At 39.8% G+C, this 20,294-nt stretch carries 17 protein-coding genes; 12 read left to right on the top strand and 5 right to left on the bottom strand.

What is annotated here, in order from left to right; all coding sequences use genetic code 11:
- The first annotated feature begins 29 nt into the window (after positions 1–29).
- The 5 genes from HMPREF9444_RS04365 (at position 30) to HMPREF9444_RS04345 (ending at position 5,324) form a co-directional block, all read left to right on the top strand.
- Complete coding sequence (locus HMPREF9444_RS04365; RefSeq protein ID WP_040909221.1) at positions 30–785, top strand: glycosyltransferase family 2 protein; 756 nt, start codon at positions 30–32, stop codon at positions 783–785.
- Positions 778–1,413, top strand: coding sequence for a lipid-A-disaccharide synthase N-terminal domain-containing protein (locus HMPREF9444_RS04360; RefSeq protein WP_009143148.1), 636 nt, complete (start codon positions 778–780; stop codon positions 1,411–1,413). The genes HMPREF9444_RS04365 and HMPREF9444_RS04360 overlap by 8 nt, the downstream gene beginning before the upstream one ends.
- Complete coding sequence (locus HMPREF9444_RS04355; protein ID WP_083801119.1) at positions 1,413–2,504, top strand: NAD-dependent epimerase/dehydratase family protein; 1,092 nt, start codon at positions 1,413–1,415, stop codon at positions 2,502–2,504. Before HMPREF9444_RS04360 ends, HMPREF9444_RS04355 begins: the two co-directional genes overlap by 1 nt.
- A gap of 86 nt (positions 2,505–2,590) precedes the next feature.
- On the top strand, positions 2,591–3,490 hold the full coding sequence (locus HMPREF9444_RS10510; protein WP_009143146.1) for an AraC family transcriptional regulator N-terminal domain-containing protein: 900 nt from the start codon (positions 2,591–2,593) through the stop codon (positions 3,488–3,490).
- 190 nt (positions 3,491–3,680) lie between these two features.
- A complete protein-coding gene (locus tag HMPREF9444_RS04345) occupies positions 3,681–5,324 on the top strand; it encodes a phosphoethanolamine transferase (RefSeq protein WP_009143145.1) in 1,644 nt (547 codons plus the stop codon).
- 43 nt (positions 5,325–5,367) lie between these two features.
- Here the strand turns inward: HMPREF9444_RS04345 and HMPREF9444_RS04340 are convergent, their stop codons facing one another.
- Positions 5,368–6,660: an ATP-binding protein gene (locus HMPREF9444_RS04340; protein ID WP_009143144.1), complete on the bottom strand. Its 1,293-nt coding sequence runs from the start codon at positions 6,658–6,660 to the stop codon at positions 5,368–5,370.
- Between the two features lie 194 nt (positions 6,661–6,854).
- On the opposite strand from HMPREF9444_RS04340, the gene HMPREF9444_RS04335 reads away from it, so the two are divergent.
- Entirely contained in the window at positions 6,855–7,748 is an 894-nt protein-coding gene (locus HMPREF9444_RS04335) for a protein phosphatase 2C domain-containing protein (RefSeq protein WP_009143143.1), read from the top strand.
- 67 nt (positions 7,749–7,815) lie between these two features.
- On the opposite strand, the gene creD is transcribed toward HMPREF9444_RS04335, so the two are convergent.
- The 4 genes from creD to HMPREF9444_RS04315 all read right to left on the bottom strand — a co-directional run bounded on the left by creD (position 7,816) and on the right by HMPREF9444_RS04315 (position 13,318).
- On the bottom strand, positions 7,816–9,132 hold the full coding sequence (gene creD, locus HMPREF9444_RS04330) for a cell envelope integrity protein CreD (protein ID WP_009143142.1): 1,317 nt from the start codon (positions 9,130–9,132) through the stop codon (positions 7,816–7,818).
- Positions 9,133–9,193: 61 nt separating this feature from the next.
- The gene (locus HMPREF9444_RS04325) at positions 9,194–10,810 is read right to left on the bottom strand and encodes a hypothetical protein (protein WP_009143141.1); all 1,617 of its coding nucleotides are present in this window, start codon (positions 10,808–10,810) and stop codon (positions 9,194–9,196) included.
- 51 nt (positions 10,811–10,861) lie between these two features.
- Positions 10,862–11,326 carry a type III secretion system chaperone gene (locus tag HMPREF9444_RS04320; protein ID WP_009143140.1) on the bottom strand — a complete coding sequence of 155 codons (465 nt, stop codon included), beginning with the start codon at positions 11,324–11,326 and terminating at the stop codon, positions 10,862–10,864.
- A 192-nt stretch (positions 11,327–11,518) separates the two neighbouring features.
- Positions 11,519–13,318, bottom strand: a complete 1,800-nt coding sequence (locus HMPREF9444_RS04315) for a hypothetical protein (RefSeq protein ID WP_009143139.1) — start codon at positions 13,316–13,318, stop codon at positions 11,519–11,521.
- Positions 13,319–13,626: 308 nt separating this feature from the next.
- On the opposite strand from HMPREF9444_RS04315, the gene HMPREF9444_RS04310 reads away from it, so the two are divergent.
- From HMPREF9444_RS04310 to HMPREF9444_RS04285, 6 genes are all read left to right on the top strand, one after another.
- Positions 13,627–15,261: a phosphohexomutase domain-containing protein gene (locus HMPREF9444_RS04310; RefSeq protein ID WP_009143138.1), complete on the top strand. Its 1,635-nt coding sequence runs from the start codon at positions 13,627–13,629 to the stop codon at positions 15,259–15,261.
- 9 nt (positions 15,262–15,270) lie between these two features.
- On the top strand, positions 15,271–16,089 hold the full coding sequence (locus tag HMPREF9444_RS04305; protein ID WP_009143137.1) for an MBL fold metallo-hydrolase: 819 nt from the start codon (positions 15,271–15,273) through the stop codon (positions 16,087–16,089).
- A 12-nt stretch (positions 16,090–16,101) separates the two neighbouring features.
- The gene (locus tag HMPREF9444_RS04300; RefSeq protein WP_009143136.1) at positions 16,102–17,322 is read left to right on the top strand and encodes an MFS transporter; all 1,221 of its coding nucleotides are present in this window, start codon (positions 16,102–16,104) and stop codon (positions 17,320–17,322) included.
- A gap of 34 nt (positions 17,323–17,356) precedes the next feature.
- Complete coding sequence (locus HMPREF9444_RS04295) at positions 17,357–19,012, top strand: Na/Pi cotransporter family protein (RefSeq protein WP_009143135.1); 1,656 nt, start codon at positions 17,357–17,359, stop codon at positions 19,010–19,012.
- Positions 19,013–19,270: 258 nt separating this feature from the next.
- Positions 19,271–19,522 (top strand): helix-turn-helix domain-containing protein, encoded by a 252-nt coding sequence (locus HMPREF9444_RS04290; RefSeq protein WP_009143134.1) that lies wholly within the window; start codon positions 19,271–19,273, stop codon positions 19,520–19,522.
- An 82-nt stretch (positions 19,523–19,604) separates the two neighbouring features.
- Complete coding sequence (locus HMPREF9444_RS04285; RefSeq protein ID WP_009143133.1) at positions 19,605–20,168, top strand: type 2 periplasmic-binding domain-containing protein; 564 nt, start codon at positions 19,605–19,607, stop codon at positions 20,166–20,168.
- Positions 20,169–20,294 lie beyond the last annotated feature (126 nt).

The following is a 20,294-nucleotide window of genomic DNA, read 5'->3' as shown; positions in this document are numbered from 1 at the left end:
ATAAAAAAGATCCGATAAGAGAGGGAAAAATGGAAACTACAAACAGAACCTCGGATTACGAACTGACCGTCATCGTTCCTGTTTTTAATGAGGAAAGCAACATTGATGACTTAGAAAAGCAATTGTCATCTTTTTTACCGCAATCACTTTATAAAACCTGTGTAATGTTCGTAGACGACGGATCCACAGATGACAGTCTGCAACGAATAAAGATAATATGCAACAGGAATAACGATTTCTTTTTTCTTGCCTTAGCGCATAACGGCGGATTAAGCGCTGCTTTGAAAGCCGGTATTGATGCTACCGAATCAAAATTCGTTGGATATATGGATGCAGATCTGCAAACTGCTCCCGTTGATTTCAACCTGCTGCTTCCATACATAAGTGACTACGAAATAGTGATCGGGATCCGCGCAAAACGCCAAGATTCTTTCTTTAAAAAGATGCAGTCACGCATAGCCAACGGATTTCGCAGAATAATGACAAATGACGGAGTTCAGGACACCGGTTGCCCTTTAAAAGTCATACGCACTCAAAATGCCAAACGTATTCCGTTTTTTACAGGAATGCACCGTTTTCTTCCGGCTTTAATACTGTTGCAGGGAGGCAAAATAAAGCAAGTCACAATCCGTCATTTCCCTCGCGTGAACGGCGTATCTAAATACCATTTATGGAACAGGCTGATTTCACCTTTCTTGGATTGTTTTGCTTATCGCTGGATGAAAAAACGCTACATCAATTACATGATTACTGAAGAAAATTATTTAGAGCAAAAAAATGGATAGCACCATTTTCATATTATCCATAGGCTTCCTTGCCCAGGCCTTTTTCTCAGCCCGCATCTTGGTGCAGTGGATATTATCCGAAAGAGCTCGCAAAGTTCTATCTCCCAGTCTTTTCTGGGCGTTTAGTCTTATTGGTTCTTACCTGCTTTGCATCTACGGATGGCTTAGAAATGACTTCGCTATTATTTTGGGGCAGTTCATATCCTATTACATTTATATATGGAACCTAAACATAAAAGGTGTCTGGCATAATCTGTACGCCCCCATACGCGTCATTTTGCTGTGTACCCCACTCATAGCCATTGCTTTTGTTATGAAAGATGCGGCAAGTTTTGCCGATGAGTTTTTATTTAATGATGAAGTTAAACCGTGGCTGCTGATATTCGGATCAATAGGACAAGTGCTGTTCACGATGCGCTTTATTTATCAGTGGCTGTATTCTCGCAAGAAAAAAGAATCGCAACTGCCTGAAGGCTTTTGGCTGATAAGCCTTATAGGATCATTTCTCATTCTGATGTACGGATGCTTACGAGCTGACCTCGTGCTTATTGTAGGGCAGATGTTCGGCGTCATTATCTATTTAAGAAACATTTATCTGATAACAAATGGGGAAAAAAGAGGTAAATGATGAAGGTATTAGTTACAGGATCTGCAGGATTTATAGGAGCAGCTTTAGTTAAAGCCTTGTTGAACAAAGAACACGAGGTTGTAGGAATAGACAATATCAATTCTTATTATGACCAAAACTTAAAATACGCAAGGTTATCCGATGCAGGAATAGAGACAAACGCAATTAATGAAGACAAACTTACTGAAAGTAAGAAAACACCTTTATATCGTTTCATGAAAATGGACTTAACAGACCGCAGTTCTATGAACTCCTTGTTTGTAAAAGAAAAGTTTGACATTGTGATTAATCTTGCGGGTCAAGCAGGCGTCCGCTATTCAGTAGAAAATCCTTTTGCTTATGTGGAAAGCAACATCTACGGTTTCCTTAACATTCTTGAAAATTGCAGACACCATCCGGTAAAGCATCTTATATATGCAAGTTCAAGCAGCATTTACGGAATGAGTGATCACATACCTTACAAAGAGGAAGATAAAACGGATAAACCAGTTAGTCTTTATGCTGCAACGAAAAAGGCAGACGAACTCATGGCCTATTCTTACAGCAAATTATACGGAATTCCCGCCACCGGTTTACGCTTTTTTACAGTCTACGGTCCGTGGGGCCGCCCGGACATGGCTCCTTTTCTTTTTATGAAATCCATATTGGAAGGTAAACCGATACATGTGTTTAATCACGGCAACATGCAGCGTGACTTCACCTACATAGATGACGTGATATGCGGAATATTGCTTTTGCTTGAACATCCGGCAAATGAGGCCGTGCCTCATCAGATTTATAATATTGGACACTCAAGCCCGGTAGCCTTGATGGACTTCATAGAAACAATCGAAAAAGAAACCGGACGTAAAGCGATACTTAAGATGGAAAACATGCAGCCTGGTGATGTTTGCTGTACCTACGCTGACATCTCGCGTCTACAGCATGATTTCAGTTTTAATCCGCAGATCTCAATTGAACAGGGAATACATGCCTTTTATGAGTGGTATATGAATTACATACGCTCAAAGAACACCGCTCTTATCAGAATTTCATCCCGTAAGGATCAGTCAAATTTTACGATAAAAAACAAAATGATATCAGTTTTTTAAAAAATCTACATTATATGAATAATGTATGTATAAGTTCTCTTGAGAACAACTCAACTAATATAGTATTTTTATACACGGTTTTTTGTATGGATGATTTAAAAATTGAATTGCTAAGCAGTATTTCACGAATTATTTGCAACAAATATCCGCAAACAGGAATTTACAATACGAACTTACCTAATCTTTATATTTCAAGATTTAATGCCCAACGCATGATCTACCGTCACTTTATTCATCCAACCTTTATCGTGTTTCTAATCTCAGGCGACGAAGTAAAGGGAGAATTTGGCGATTCCAAATTTTCAATACAAAAAGGAGAGTCACTTGCTAACAATATTTTTGTTCCGCTATCTATATCTCTTCCTCCCTGTTCTACAGAAAATCCGATATTAACTGTAAACGTACCGCTTTATCGCCCCTACATTTCAGAAGTATTAAGTCATTTAACCACCACTAAAAACTACACGTCAGTGGTAAACAGCTTCCACACTGCAAATACGGACAAAAAAGAGCTTTCAGCTATGCTGTCAATTCTTCATCTTCTGGACAGTAAAGAAGATGTCGCATACGGTTATGAACTGGCACTAAAAGAACTGTACTACAACTTGTTGCTTGGGAAACACGGCGACTTCATCCGCGGAATTTTTGCAGGCAGCCTAAGAAACAACAGGATACTTGAAGTCATTAACTATCTAAGCAAACACTACAAAGAAAATCCCAACATTAAAGAGCTGGCCGACAAAGCCTTCATGTCGCCGTCCAATTTTTACAAAAACTTCGGGGAAATTACGTCATTAAGCCCACTTCAATATGTAAAAAAGCTGCGTCTATACGAAGGAAGACGGCTTATTTTGACCGAAAAATACACGGTTTCACACGCCGCCCACACGGTGGGTTACTTAAGCCGCACCCAATTTTCTATTGATTACACTAAAATTTTCCACCACAATCCTCAGGAAGACTGCAATCCGTCGGCACAAAAATAATTGCTGTATGTCTAATAGAAATTACATACATTTTATAGTAATTCGTATGTTTTTTTTCTTAAAACTGTTTCATTAACTTTAATTAAAAGACTATCCACAAACTAAATCGTCCCTCTTAAGTCATAAAAACGTCCGTTTAATAAACGGATATTTTTAAACTTTAATCTGCAGTCAACTAGGAAATAGACTTATGCTGCAATTTAAACTAAAGCGCTTTTTATCAATAAATCCGCACCATTACCTTTTCGTGACACTGATAATTTCTTTATTTTTCACAACAGTATCAAATATCGCCTTATGGAGGCATTTTTATAAGATCGTTACAAACGGAGATAATTTATCTTTAAGTTTTATCATCACCGCACCCATTACTATTTTTCTTTTGATGTACGCAATTTTTCTTATCTTATTTTCATGGAAATTCGTACTAAAACCGGCTTGCACGCTTTTATTCATAAGTTGTGCCGGAGCAACTTATGCCGCAATCCAATACGGAATAATTTTTGACAGCGATATGCTCACTAATTTTCTTGAAACCAATTTAAATGAGGCTAAATCATATATATCGCTTTATTCAATAGGCGCGATACTAATTTTAGGCGTTATTCCCTCAATCCTTTTATGGCGCTTTAAAGTTTATTACCCAAACTTTATCAAATCACAATTGCAAAGAATCGCGGTAACGGCACTCGTACTTGTTATTGCCGGGATCTCCGTTATTATTTATTATCAGCAATATTCTTTTATCGGACGTAACAATCGAACTTTAAACAAAGAAATTCTTCCAGTCTCTTACGTCCATACAACGATAAATTACGTCAAGCATCGTTATTTTGAAAAAGAAATGCCTTATGTCGCTATGGGAGAAAATGCCCATAAAGTTACAACAACGAGTAAGCCAAAATTAATGTTTTTAGTGTTGGGAGAAACCGCCCGCGCTCAAAACTTCTCAGCGCTAGGCTATAACAGAAATACCAATTTTTACACCAACAAAGAAAATGTCATCTCCTTTGCCAATGTTTCCTCATGTGGGACTTCCACCGCTTATTCCGTACCTTGCATGTTTTCCAATATGCCAAGGAAAAAATATACCGCTAAAAGAGCGGAAAACCGTGAAGGGATCTTGGATGTTTTACAAAAAGCAGGAGTAAATATTACCTGGCTTGATAACGACTCCGGATGTAAAGGAGTTTGTGATCGGGTCAAAAATATACGAATAGAACCTACCGACAAAGTACATTGCGACGGCAGTACCTGCAAAGACGAAATCTTCTTAAACTATGCCAAGAAGCTTTCGGAAAACGTAAAAGAAGACACCTTGATTGCTTTTCATCTTATCGGTTCACACGGTCCGCGCTACTATGAAAGATATCCTAAGAAATTCCGCAAATACACTCCTGACTGCAATCGTCCTGACGTTGAAAACTGTTCTCTGGAAGAAGTACGCAATGCCTACGACAATACCATAGCTTACACCGACTATGTCATTTACGAACTTATTAATATTCTTGAAACGCACATGAAAACAAATGACACAATGCTACTTTATATTTCAGATCACGGAGAGTCACTTGGGGAAAACAACCTTTACTTACACGGAACGCCTTACGCCATAGCGCCAAAAGAGCAAACACGGATTCCGATGCAGTTATGGATACCGGATAAAAGCGCAGATTCTATGCGCCTTAACAAAAAATGCATTAGAGAAAAGGCTAAACTTTTAAGTTTCTCTCATGACAATTTCTTTCACTCATTAATGGGACTTTTACAGGTAAGAAGTGCTGAATATAGGAAGAATTTAGATATTTTCTCAAGCTGTTTTACAAAGTCTTAACTCTTTTACGGCAAAGCGCGTTTCATCTTTGCCGTGATTTTTATTACAGCAAAGATGCTGTCTTACAGGTAAGATATAGCGGCACATTAATAAAATTGCCGTCTTTTTTATAATTAAGTTTTGAAAACCGTATTGCATATTTAGGCTTGTTTTTAACGACAAAACGTTTAAAGGAGGGCGCCGACTTGTCTTCACCTGCTTTTACCTCAACCGGAATAATTTCACTACCATACTGTAAAACAAAATCAATTTCACTGTTCTTGTCTGAAAAATATCTGGGCTCTACATCAAACTGGGGTATTAATTGCTGCAAAACGTAATTTTCCGCAAGTTGCCCTTTAAATTGATAATCAGATTTCAAAAGAATCGATCCGTTATCAATCCCTGCCATTGTTTTAAGCAAACCGGTATCAAAAAAGAATAACTTAAACTCATTTTGTTTTTCAAAAGCCTTTAGCGGATGCTCTGTTTTTACAACATTGTAAACACGATTGAGCATGCCCGCGGATACCAGCCATTCAATAGCTTCTTCAAAATCTCTGGCTCTACCGCCCTCTCGAACAGCTCCGTACATGAATTTTTCATTTGGCTTAGCCAACTGCGACACAATGCTGCGAAAAACCATCAGTATTCTGCCGCTATTTATTTTCCCTGAATGTTTTGAGAAATCATTTTCGTAAAACTCAATTAATTCTTTTTGAATACTTTCCACCGCTTTCGGATCTTGTTCTCTTATCCACGCATCAACACACTCAGGCATTCCTCCGATTATCAGATAATTATTAAGCGCATCAAGCAATAGGTTATGAAAAGCAATCTCAATTGTCTGATCTTTTTTTATAGTCTCAAAGTATTTAAAAAGTTGCGGGTTAATAGCTTTTAAAAACTCATCAAAGGTTAAAGGATACACGTGCAAAAGGTTTACCATACCTACAGGATATGATTTAGGTTGAGATAACAACGTTCCCAATAAGCTTCCTGCTGCAATTACGTGATAGTCATTAGCCTTTTCTTTAAAATACTTAAGACAATTAAGGGCTTCAGCGCACTCTTGTACTTCATCAAAAATAATTAGAGTTTTTCCGGGTATTATTTTTTCTCCTGAGATTAAAGACAATAACTCGATGATTCTATGCGGATTTTTATTTGTCTCAAAAATTGATTTTAAATCTGTATTTTCATCAAAATTGCAATAAATAAAATTCGTATAAAAACGCTGACCAAAATCTTTCATAAGCCAGGTCTTACCTACTTGTCTTGCTCCTTTAAGAACTAAAGGTTTTCTATTTACACTGTTTTTCCATTTAACCAAAAGCTCAGTTGCATTTCGTTCCATGTCTCTTTCCTTTTTATTTCAAGGTAAAAACACATTTTTCTTAGTATATAAACACAAACTAACACATTTTTCTTAAATTTAAAGTAATTATTTGCACGTTTTTCTTACTTTTTTCTATAAAAGTTCCACATTTTTCTTTAAACCATCGCGATACAATACTGCCAAAAACAAACACCTTCACCCGAGATAAAACAATGGATTATGCTTTTTCGGATATTCTGACACTAAATGAATACACTTTGCCCGCAGACTGCGGTGACATGCAAATTAAAGAGTATTTTCTGTGCGGTAAAAAATCTGCAGAAACCAATGAAGACGGTATTTTCTTAAGCAAAAACTTTGCGGCAATTGTTGACGGCGCGACCGCAAAATCAAAATTTACCCTAAACGGTAAATCTACCGGCAGACTTGCAATGGAGCTTGTTATTAAGGCTATCTCTAAATTGCCGGAAGGCATCTGCATGTCTGATGCCATAGCTAATATAAGTGCTGCGATTTATAGCTTTTACAAAGAAAATAATTTATTGGCGGATCTTAAAAACAAACCGAATCTGCGTTTTACGGCAAGTGCCGTTATTTACAGCAGAGCACTCAATGAAATCTGGCAAATAGGCGACTGCCGCTTTTTAGTCGGCAGTACCTATTCAACCAATGAAAAAGAAATTGATGAAATAATGGCCAAAGCCCGAGCGGCATTTAACGAAACCGCTATTATTAACGGCGAGATAACTCTTGAAAGTCTAAAGGATCACGATCCGGGACGTGACTTCATCATGCCGTTTCTTACCCGTCAGGCGTTACTGCAAAATTGTCCTTATAAAAATCAGTTTTCCTTTGCCGTGTTTGACGGCTTTACGATCGATCCTAAAAAAGTAATAGTATTTCCGGTTGGAAAAGCAAAAGAGTTTGTTCTCTCCTCTGACGGCTATCCTCAAACATTTAACACATTGGAAAAATCGGAACAGTACCTGCATGCAATAATGCAAAAAGACCCGAATTGTATCCGTGAATACAAATGCACCAAAGGTCTTAAAAAAGGCAACCGCTCTTTTGATGACAGAGCTTATCTAAAAATAATATTGCCTTAATTTTTAAACTTTAAAAAGAAGAGGAATTAACCGCCCTCTTCCTTTTTGACCACTAATTTAATCTCAACTAAAGCGTTTTTTCTTCCCCGATATGGCGCGTTATATACATCACGACACATAGCATCAACACTAAAAGACCTGTTCCCAAAAGCAAAGCATAGGTCTGGGCATTTACTATCGTATACAAAATGATGTACAAAGCGACAAGAACCAAAAAGACGGTTATGCCTTTTTTATAGCTCTTAAACGCGGCTTTCATGTAAAGGGCAATTAATACGCTAATCAAAAAAGCAGCACAGGAGTATGAGAGAGTAAAAGACAAATGCTCGCTTAAACTTAAAAGTACCAGATAAAATAAGAGAAGAGCCGCACCTATCGTCACGTACTGCACCAGGGAAATAAGTTTTCCTGACACGAGTTCAAAAGCAAGAATCGTCACAAACGTCATGCCGATAAACAACAGCGCGTATTTTGACAAACGTTCGATGAACGTATAGTGCTGACTGCTGTCCTGAATATCAATCATGATGTCATTATTAAAATCAGGAATATCGTCAAGATACAGATCCGTATATCCTGACGCGAGACTTGTCAGCATATAGTTTGCAGTAAAAGTCTTATCCTGAACCTCTCTTTTAGAAGGCAAAAAGCGCCCTTTAAACCCGGGATTTAAATTAAGTCCTTCAACGTTTAACTTCGCAGAATCGGCAAGTGCGCGAAAAGCAAAGCTTAAAGATCCGCGAACGGTATAAGAACAATCAAAATGTACTGTCTCCTTTAAATCATCATCAAAATGCGCCATAAAAGAATCAAGATTTGAAAGCTTAATGGCTCCGGGCTTTGCTTTAAGCGACTGTCCGTTAACTTCAAGCTTCTGAACTTCCTCAATTCCCGCGGCATCTGACAAAAAGAAATACAGTAACGGAGTACTATCGACAAGGCGCAAACTTTCAATCCCTAAAGAGCGTACCGACTCTTTTAATTTTCCTAAATCAAAAGAGCCTTTCATATCAATTTGCGCCCGATACAAAGTTGCGTTGTAAATTCCTCTTTTTCGTTCCTCGCCTTTTAATTTAGCTGTAACGGCAACGTCTTCCGGCAGTAAAAACAAAGTTACGTCCTGTTTTTGCCAATTCTTGGGATCTGAATCGGTAAAAACCGTTTTTTGTCCCTTAAACGCCAGCACGGGAGGCGCAATTAACTGCTCATGAGCCCAGGAGTCGGTAATTGAATGTAAAGCACTATCAAGCATCATTTGCCTGTCCGACAAGACAAAATCAAAAAACAACTTCGGGATAAGCAACAGCAAACTTAAAACAAAAATAAGCAAAATATGAATACTGATGCTTTTGCCTAAATTAAAATTTCCTGCTTTGATATCCATCTTTTTTCATCCTTTTATATTTAAAGGACTCACAGCAAATAAACGAGTCCTAAAAATCTGACTATTCAGAAGGTGCGGGACTTGCTTGATGGCGCAAGGATACAGGTCTTATCTCTATAGCCGTTACTGGTGTACTTCCATCCGGCTTGACCAAATAACTGATTGAATAAGACGTTCTGTTAGGGTCCAAAGTATGCATGGAAACACTGATATCTCCGTTTTCCAAGCGCTTGGCATGAATTGAGGCAGGAGAATGTTCACCGATTACCTGCTTGGGTGTAAGCACGTTTAATATCGGGCTTACGAATCTTGCCCAAACAATACTTTGCTGCCCCAAGGCTCCTACCAATCTGGCCGCCTGAAGCTCGTTTCCATTACACAGCTGCAAAGCTTGGGCACAGCATTGAAGTGAAACGGATGATTTTTTCAACCCTTTATAGTTTTCCAAATCATCATCGGACAAAATATATTTTTGGGGGTGAGTCAAACTAATCGACTCTGTCGATCCGTCCTTTTTCTCAAAATTAATTGTAGAATCAAATTGCCGGTTGTTTGCATTTCCTTCCGCCCAGCCGCCGCGACGGGACAAGTCTCGAACCAAACCTGTTTCTGCATCATGCATGCTTTTAGTAAAATGGGCGACATCAACATGAAGCGGCTTGGAAAAATCCGCTAAAGTAATAGTATGCTGCCCCTTAAGACAAGATACTGCCACATCAAACTTAAGTCCTCTATCCAAAGCGGAATCTACGGCAGCCACCCCCTTTTCTTTGCCCTCCTGAGTCAATCCCGAGAATTCAGGGGAAGCAAAAAGCTTAGCACTGATAACAGTGTTTACCAGAGCCTTATTAAAATCATAAGCTCCCATCTTGTCTAAAGACAAATCATCAGGAAGTTCATTTGTCCCGGATAAGCCTTTCCATACAGCCTCCCGCGTAATTTCACCTCCAGGACCTGCCGCATTTAAAATATCGTTAACATGCGTTTTTGCGTAATTTGCGACAAGACAAACATGTTGCGCAGAGCAAATCTGTTTACCCAATTCATAGCCTATTAAGGGCGGTAAATCACTTAGCATATCTTTAACGCTTGCTAAATCAGATGATTGAGGAAACTCTTCTTTACCAATAAATGCTAGCAATTCTGGCAGGTCCTGCTGCGTAACTTCACGCAACGCCTTGCATAAACGATCTGCCGTTACAGGATCTTTTAAAGACGAAACCGCTTTTCCCAGATTATGTTCTAAAAAACTTTGCACCGTATCCTTTTCACTTTCATTCAAATCACGATGCGCGGTTATTTCCTCAAGCAGTTGATTAACGGCCTCCGGTGCTTGCTGCCCGGCTGCTTTAAGATTATATTCAGCGATACGACTCTGTTCACTTGAGCATGCTGCAAGGATATCTTTAACCATAGATCCGGTAAGAGCACGGCCTTGCATTTTAGGCGCTGCCAGCAAATTGGCGGCTAAATTTCCGATCTCATCACCATACTCACGATTAACGGCAGAAATAAAATCAGACATGGCAGCCATACGCGCATTCTGTCCGGAGAAAAAAGCACCTACTTTACCGGTCCCGAACATTTCATTATTTTTGGAAACAAAGCGAACCTCTGAATTCTCATCTGCCAATTGCTTAAAATCATTAACTGAAGGGTAATTACGAATCTCCGACATAAATCATTCCTCTTCCCGCATCTAAAATCATCTTTAAACAATTTACGCAAACTAAACCGACAGCAAAAAGCTTTGTTCGCTTAAATCATCTGATTTTTCACTTTGATCGGTCGATATTTCTCCTTGCAAACATCTTTCCTGCCAATACTCAGCTGCTGCAGCAAAATTTTCCACAATGGTAATAAAGCGCTGAGCGTCAGTTGTTTGCGCATTACATAAATACTGCAAAGCGACCATATCAAGCGGAGTATAAACAGAAAGAGTAGCACCCGCGGTTTTAAACAAGGCATGGTTTGCCTCTAGAAGCATTTTGTAAAAGGATTCCCTGCCGCTGTCGGGGATCTGTCCTATAACGGAAAAAATCATAATATTTCCCGACGCCGATAAAAATCTAAAACCTACGGAAATCTTTCCTATTTCAAGAAGACACTGATTATCTGCAGTTTTGCTTATACCGCTTAAACCAAGATACTTGGCAAGTTCATCCATAAGACTGTCAAAAGCCGTTATATCCATTAAAAACCTCTTGTACCGCCAAACTTACCTTAATAGAAACGTAAGAAAACACATATGCTTTCAATATTTAGTTATAAGCTATTTATCAATACAAAGAAAGTCTCATGTTAAAAATTTTTCACTACGCGCAAAAAACATAATATTTAGCGTTTTCATACCAAGTCCTCTTTTTAAAGCATAACTTCCCGCGGACTACAATTCTATAAACGGCAAAACCGTCGTCAGTTTATTTTTAAGCGCGGCTAATGTTTCAACCGACTGCAGCGGAGTCAACCCTAAAATTGATGACACCTCATCAAAACGCAGTTTACGTCCTTTTCGCAAAGTTTTATTAAAACTTTCGGCATTACAGGTCTTAAGCAAAATTTTGTCATGCGCAAAGCTCTCCGGCATCTTTGCCAGCATACTTTCATGCATTATTTCCCTAAGCTGCTTGGCGCTTACGTTAAGACCGTTTCTTTTCAAGAAATAAAGCATGCAGCGTTCCAGAACAAAAGCGATATGCTTTAACACGAACTGACCTTGAATATCTTTTATAAATTTATAGGACGATGCGTCATTACTGCCGTTTACCGCACGGAAAATTTCCTTATCGCGCCATAAAGTTCTTATCTGCCGATACAAATCATGCACAGGATCACCAAGGGATGTTGCAATAATGTAAAATCCCGCTGTAACGCCGCGGTTTCGATAAGCGCTAAAGTCAAGTTCATACTCTGAAATATCTTCTTTTTTACGGATAAACTGCATCAATCCGTGAGTATTTTCTTCATTCTCATCAAAAGGTACGGCTTCATAAAGATTTTCTTTCTTGCTTACTACCTCGTAAGCTGCCTCCCATTGCTTTGCCAGGCGATCTAAATCGTGAATGCGCTTGCTGTCTGACCAAATGACGATAAAGCGGCTTTTAACTTTATAAGGCTCGTTTTTACCTAAAACGGATCGACCGCTTAAATTTAAAATAAATTCTTTATATTTATATACGCTCTGCCCCTGCTTATTATATACGCTCATCCATTTACCGTTTGACAAAATCAGATCCTGCATGCGTCTTGGAAATTTATGCAGATTGCGGATAAGAATATAGTTGTATCCTAGTTCGCTTAAGCTTAGAAGCGATCGCTTATTGTTAATCTCGGTATCGGAAATGACGGTGGCAGTTCCTCCTGTCTCCCTTAAAAAACTGTATTTTTGTTCAAATCTCTGCAAAAGATCGTAAAGCTCAGCGCGATTTTTCGGCTGTTCCCACAAATTAAAATCAATGGGAATTTTAAAACTGTTTAAAAATTGGCTAAAGAGCATCGGTACTTCTTTAAGATTGGAACCTTTGCTTTTATCCTCTTCTAAAAAATAAAACTTGGTTAAATAAAAAGTGTAATTCTGAGCAGGGTCTTGAGCAAAACTACGTTTTTCGTTTAATGCATCGATTATTTTGTCTTTATTTTTATAAAAAAGCTTAATTGCCGCTTTATAAGATCCTTCGTTTACAAATGACAAATCAAAAATATGCTCGGCAAAATCTTCAGGCGTGTCAAACGAACTTGCAGGATTAAAGTTAAGCAAAGAGGCAAAATAAAAACAAATCAAATCACCGTGGATTTTAAATGCCGGATCGTTACTTTTGCGCCCGAGTTTGGAAAACACCGCGTCACAACCTAATATTTCCCAAAATTTGCGATATAAAGCCAAAGCGTAATAGTACTGAGGCATGGCAAACGATGAGGTTTTGCTTAAAGAAGCGTCGTCATCCAATTTTGAATGAATTTCCCGCATGACCGCAGTCTGCTTTAAAAACTGATCTTTTATGGCTTTAACATCGGCATCAACTGCCTGTAAAAAGGCCTCATCTTTTAATTTTTGGTCACTAAGGACGCCATAACTTTTAAGTCCTTGAGTTTTAACTTTTCCGGTTGTTTTATCTCTAAAAGTATTAACGATAGCCCCGTATTTTTTACCTGAAGGAGCGACTGTCACACGAAAGCGAATACTCATTTTTACAACACCGAGTTAAAAAACAAAAATAATCATCAGGTGATTTTTTGGCCTTTAAAATCAATTTATAAATATCGGTTTTTATAAATTATACAACTTTTTATACAAAAAATTATACAACAAATTTTTATTTTACAACACTTATACAACAAACTTTCCTCTCTCTTGTTTATCTTTTTCCTTTAAAAACATGTAGTTGATATTTAATATAAATATAACAATATATTTTATATGCGATACATATCACAAAAATTTTTACAACTTTTAGTTATCTTATCGTCACAATTTACCGCAGCAGGGGAAGTATCATGTCAAGAGCAGGTATTTTGGCTAGCAATTTTCCGCTTACCAATATTCAAAGGCTTATAAGCCTCTATTATGAAGTAACTCCTAATTTAAGCGATCCTTTAAATGCCGTAGTTTTCGGAACCTCGGGACACCGCGGCAGCCCTAATAACGGCTCGTATACTCAAAGCCATATCGCAGCTATTACTCAGGCGATTGCCGACCTGCGCAAAGAATGGCAGATAACAGGTCCGCTTTTTATCGGCATGGACACCCACGCTCTGTCTGAACCGGCACTTCATACCGCACTTGAAGTTTTATGCGCCAACGGCGTTGAAACCGTAGTTGCCAATGACTTTGCCTATACTCCGACCCCGGTAATTTCCCGCGAAATAGTACGCCACAATTTCGGACGTAAAGATAATCTTGCCGACGGCATCATCATCACCCCGTCCCATAACCCTCCGCATGACGGAGGATTTAAATACAACCCTCCTTTAGGGGGACCGGCAAGTCCGTTTTACACTAAACCTATTGCCGACAGAGCCAACGCTATTTTGCAAAACGGCAATAAAGAAGTAAAACAGCTTTCCTGGCAGGAAACATTACAAAGCCCTAATCTTCACTTTAAAGATATGATGACGCCTTTTGTCGACGAACTTAAAAACGTCATTAATCTTAAAGCAATTAAAGATTCAAAGCTCAAAATTGCCGTAAACCCGCAAGGCGGAGCATCTCTTGACTATTGGGACAGAATCATTCAAGAGTACGGTATTGACGTAACTATCATCAACCGCAAGATCGATCCGACTTTCTCTTTTATTCCTTTTGATTACGACGACAACATCCGTATGGACTGCATGTCGCCTTACACAATGAAACCGCTTGTTGCCGTCAAAGATGATTACGACTTGTGCATTGCAAACGATCCGGATGCCGATCGCCACGGCCTTGTAACCAGAGAAGGTCTTTTAAATTCGAATCATTACTTAAGCTCTATCATGCACTATTTGTGCCACAACCGCCCTAATTGGCCTAAAAAAGCCGGTGTAGGCAAAACTATCGGCGCAACCGTGATGATGGATAAAATCATCACCGACGCAGGATATAAAGTTTATGAGACCCCTATAGGCTTTAAATGGTTCTCCGAAGGTCTCTTTAAACAAGAGCTCGTATTCGGCTGTGAAGAAAGCGCCGGAGCCTCATATCTTGATTTAAACGGCTGTCCGTTTACCACTGACAAGGACGGTTTCCTCGCCGGACTCATCGGTGCCGAGCTTTGTGCTGCATCCGGGCTTGATCTGGTTTCATATTACAAAAAGCTTACTGAAAAATTCGGCGATCCTTATTACGGACGCATTGATGAAATCACTACGCCGGAAGGAAAAAAAGCGTTCGTCAACCTGACTGAAAAGAGCGTTACCCAAGATACCTTAGCCGGACAAAAGATTTTAAAAGTCATGACCAAGGCACCCGGCAACAATGCAGAAATCGGCGGCATCAAAGTACTTGCCGACAACTGCTGGTTCTCCGCCCGCCCGTCAGGAACCGAAAACATCTACAAGATTTATTACGAATCGTTCTTAGGCCCCGATCATTTAATCAAGGTCAAGGAAGATGCCGTAAATATCGTTAATCAAGCCATCAAACATAACTAGGAGGCTCACATGCAAGTAAAATTTATGGGAACTGCCGCCTCAGAGGGCATCCCTAATCCGTTCTGCAACTGCAAAGTCTGCACCTATGCCCGCGAACACGGCGGAGCTAATGTCAGAACCAGAGCATCTGCTATGGTTGACAATCATATTCTTATTGATATGTCACCTGAGTGGTCAGCACAATTAAAGCGTGAAAACATGACCGCACGTGAAATTGATACCGTATTGTTCACGCACACTCACCCTGACCATTTTAACGTCGGTGAATTCGTCAGCCGTACCGTAGGCTTTGCCCAAAACGTGGAATTTCCGTTACATATTTTCGGCAATGACTGCGCAATTAAGGGTGCTTTCAACGCTTTAGACGGCTTACAGGGCGATCGTTTCGTTTTCCACCTTATCGCACCGTATTTAACTTACGAGCATGAAGGCTACAAAATTACTCCGACTCTTGCCAATCACGCCAAGATGGAGCTTTGCTACAACTATTTAATTGAAAAAGACGGTAAGACTTTCTTCTACGGTCTTGACTCAGGCTGGCTTCCTGACAGCACCTTCGAGTTTTTAAAAGGCCGCAAGATTGACGTTGCCGTTCTTGAGTGCACCTACGCTTTCCGTGACGGCGAAAAAACCAACAATCATTTGAATTTCAATTCATTGTTTGCTGAAGTAGCCTTACTAAAAGAGCTGGGATGCCTGACCGAATCATCTCGCGTCATTACATCTCATGTTTCACATTCATCAACTTTAAATCATGATGAACTGTGCAAATTGATGGACGAGCATGACATTACAACCGCCTTTGACGGCATGGTATTAGATATTTAAGGAGAACTTTCCATGAAACTCATGATGAGCCGCCTCATGGGCATGATGTTCATCCAGTACATCGTGCAAGGTGCCTGGGTATTAACCTTAGGCTTGGTATTAAGCTCTTACGGAATGCCTGACATTATCGGTACAGCCTATGCTGTATTAGGTATCGCCACCATTTTGTCCCCGATGTTCGTAGGTATGGTCGCAGACCGCTTCTTCTCAACCGAGAAACTGCTCGGTGTTATGCATCTGCTGCTTGCCGCCGTCCTTTACATTACATCAGGATTTATCGTTGCAGGTCAGCCTACATACTCCCTCATCGGTATTTTCTTTGTAGGACTTATTTACTATCCGACCGTTGCTTTAACCAACTCCATTACCTTCCACCACGTTGACGGTCCGCGCTACTTCCCGGTAGTCCGCGTATTCGGTTCAATCGGTTATGTAGTTTTAGGCCTCTTTATCGGTCAAATGGGCTGGTCCGGCGATGTCATGACTTGGTATGTCGCTATTATCTCCGCTATCATCATGGGCGTATACAGCTTCACCTTGCCGCATACTCCGCCTAAGAGTGCCGGTGCTCCTTTCTCAATCCGTGACCTTTTATGCTTGGATGCCATGGCATTGTTCAAAGACAAATACTTCACCATCATGATGGTTTCAATCCTGATCCTCATGGTGCCTAAGACCGCCTACTCTGCATACATTCCGGTATTCTTAAATGCCTTAGGCTTTGACAACGCTGCCTCCATGATGCAGATCGGCGTAGCAATGGAAGTGCTCTTTGTCTTCTTTATTCCTTTCTTCCTTACCCGCTTCGGCTTTAAGGTTACCTTAATGCTCGGCATGATTTCCTGGGCAATCCGCTCAGTACTCTTCTCCGAGTCTGCACTATCCGGAAGCTATCCGCTTGTAATCATAGGCCTCATTCTTCAGGGCGTATGCTGGGACTTCTTCTTTACCGTTGCAGATATTTATGCCGATAAGAAAGCCGGTGACAAGATTAAAGCTCAGGCCCAGTCATTGCGCTTTATCGCTTCAAACGGTGTTGGTCTCTTCTTCGCCTCTTCCGTCTGCGGCTATATTTTCAACAGCCATGTTACCGACACCGGCTCTGCAGGTCTTGCCCAGTGGGAAACCTTCTGGCTCTTCCCTGCTGGTATCGCCGTATTCGTATTCGTCATCTTCCTGTTCTTCTTCAAGGATGACGTCAGCCACGAACCGGCTAAAAAGGCTGCTGAATAATTAACATTAAACATAAAGAATAAGGATTAGGGACATGCAGATACTTTTAAGTTTACTTTCGGGAATCGCACTTCTTGCATACGGCATTTACGTTACTAAAAACGGGGTGCTCAAAGCCTGCGGTTCTTCGATAAACGTCTATGTTGCAAGGTCCCTGTCTTCAAGATTATGGCCGCTGCGCGCGGTACTTGCCGGGCTCTGCACTACGGCTTTGGTTCAAAGTTCCAACGCCACGGCCATGTTAGTATCATCATTTTTAGGTAAGGGCATAATAGCTCTTACCCCCGCCCTTACCATCATGCTCGGAGCAGATCTGGGCACGGCGGTAATGGCCCGAATTCTTACTTTCGATCTGTCTGCAGTATGCCCCGTTCTTATTATTACTGGCGTCTTTTTATTCCTTGGTAAAAGGAAAAAAGCATCAAAAATCGGCAGAATCCTAGTTGGACTCGGTCTTGTGCTGATGTCGCTTAAACTCATTGTTTCTTCGACCGCACCTGTAGCCCAATCAGAGACCGTACAACTAATTTTAGATTCATTAAACGGAGAAATCGTTTTCTCCATCATTTTCGGCGCATTACTTGCAATAATCTGTTATTCATCTCTTGCCGCAGTTCTTTTAACTGCCGTTATAGCAGGCGGCGGACATTTAGGCTTTACTACGGCAATGGCAGTTGTTATCGGCGCCAATTTAGGCAGCTGCTGCCTTGAGATTCTAGGTTCTGCAGGACAAGGTATTGCAGCCCGCCGTGTTATGTTCGGCAACACCTTTTTTAAACTTACCGTTACCGTTTTAGTTCTGCCTTTTATTTCATATTTTGATCCGACTTCTTTACAAATCAGCATTCAGGAACAGGTAATTTGGTTCCACGTTATCTTTAATCTTATAGTCTGCTTAGGCTTACTGCCTTTTGTTCCGCTTTACGCAAAGCTTTTAAAATCATTATTTCCCGATCCGCCGGCTCCTCTTGATGAAAGCGAGCCTAAATATCTTGACGAAAACGCAGTGGAAAATCCCGCCCTGGCCGTGTCGAACGCCGTACGAGAGACTTTACGTTTAGGCGGATTCTTACATGAAATGCTGGGATTTTTTAACGACAGTCTTACAGGAAAAACCTCGCTTAAAAGTCAGCTTGAATTAAAGATGACGCAAATAGAAAATTTAAGTGCCAAAGTCAGAAGTTATCTTGATCAGATTGAATTTGACGACGCTGATTTAAATGCACGCTGGCACCAGGTTTTTACTGCTGTGGTTTCTACAGTTCATGCCGGCGATTTAATTAAAAGAATGCAAGCTGAGGTCACTATTCTTAACAAGAATCCTGAAGAAAATTTCAGTGCACACAGTCGTGCCGATTTAATCAAGCTTACCAAGATAGTCAATGAAAACCTTGCTTTTGCGTTAAATGCTTTCATGACCGGCCGCGAATCAGAGCTTGATCTTATTTTCACCCATAAAAACGACTTTAAAGAGCTTACCGATAAATACTCGGTACGCCAGCTCAGCAAACTTTCACCGGAGTCAAACGGGGGCAACGACGTAGGCGCTTTAATTCTTATATTAATTTCAGATCTGCGTCAGTTAAACGGTATTTTCTGCTCACTTGCAAGCTCCCGTTGGGCACAGCTTAGCGCGCAAAAACAAACCAGACAGCATCATCCCGTAAAAACTCTTATTGAAAACGAATAATTAGTCCTACACTCATGCCCTATGCCGTCATCTCCGCTTCTTAGAGATGACGGTTTTTTTTGCTTTCTTCAACGCATGTCTGTTATTTTTGCTCTTTTAACCAAATAGCCTTTTAAACGAACAAATCTTTTCAACAAAAGATCAGTATGTGTTCAAAAAAGATTTATTCTTAGTCTTTTCCATACTAAATTTATATTGAAAAACTTTATATTTAAACAAGATTGGACTCTTATTAATCGGTGTTTAAACAAATTCTGCATGCGGACACATCTTTACTCTAAAAATTTAAAAGCTTTTGCGGTAACTGCCCGTGAACATTCTTTTTCCCAAGCGGCAAAAATATTACATGTCTCTCCTTCAGCCCTGCAAAAGCGCATTGATTCTTTTGAAAATGATTTAAAAATCTCTTTGTTCTATCGCTCCGCCCGCGGTCTTAAACTTACTGCTGCAGGACAAAAGCTGTTGGAATTTTCAGATCTTTACATAAAAAGCCGAACTTTTTCTTCATGAGCTGCAGGATATTAACAATGACGATATTCTCTCCGTTGGGGTTTCAGCTTTAATCGATGCCCAGAACATAATAGAGTTGTTTTTGCGTCATCAAAATGAACTAAAAGATATTAAATTAAAACTTGTACCTTTTGAAAATGAACCCAACCAAGCCTTACATATTCTGCAAAACTTAGGCTCCAACATTGATGTAGTTGCCGGTATTTATGATGATAATTTTCTTAAACTTTATAATATCGACGCATACTTTCTCTACACAACCCCGCTTATTTTGTGTCTACCGCAAAACCATCCTTTAAACGGAACTAAAACGCTTGAAATAACTAATCTGAAAAATTGTTCCGTATTAGCAAATCAAGAAGGAGTACTTGAAGTTTTTGATAAAGCCCGTCTCTTTTTAACCTCTCATGGGGTCAAGATAATTAATGAAAAACATTTAAGCCTTGAATCTTTTAACAAAGCCTATCAATGCGGATACGCCATTTTAAATATTGCGCAATGGTCACATGTCCATCCTTTATTTAAACCGCATACGGTAAATTGGGACTTATCGGCTGATTTCGGAATAATTCATGCTAAAAAGCCTAAACGCTCGGTACAGAAATTTTTACAAACTGTAAAACAAAATCCTGCAGAACAGTTTTAACTTTTAGTTAAAACCCTATGCAATATTTGCGCTTCTTCACTAAAAAAACGTTTTCTACAATATCTCCAAAACACCAGGAGATACACACTATGATTGACGTCCTCACCGGCCTAAAGACCGATGATT

The sequence above is a fragment of the Succinatimonas hippei YIT 12066 genome, assembly GCF_000188195.1.
Taxonomy (GTDB): Bacteria; Pseudomonadota; Gammaproteobacteria; order Enterobacterales; family Succinivibrionaceae; genus Succinatimonas; species Succinatimonas hippei.
The sequence above is the reverse complement of the archived record's forward strand: the minus strand, read 5'-3'. Positions and strand labels throughout refer to the sequence as shown.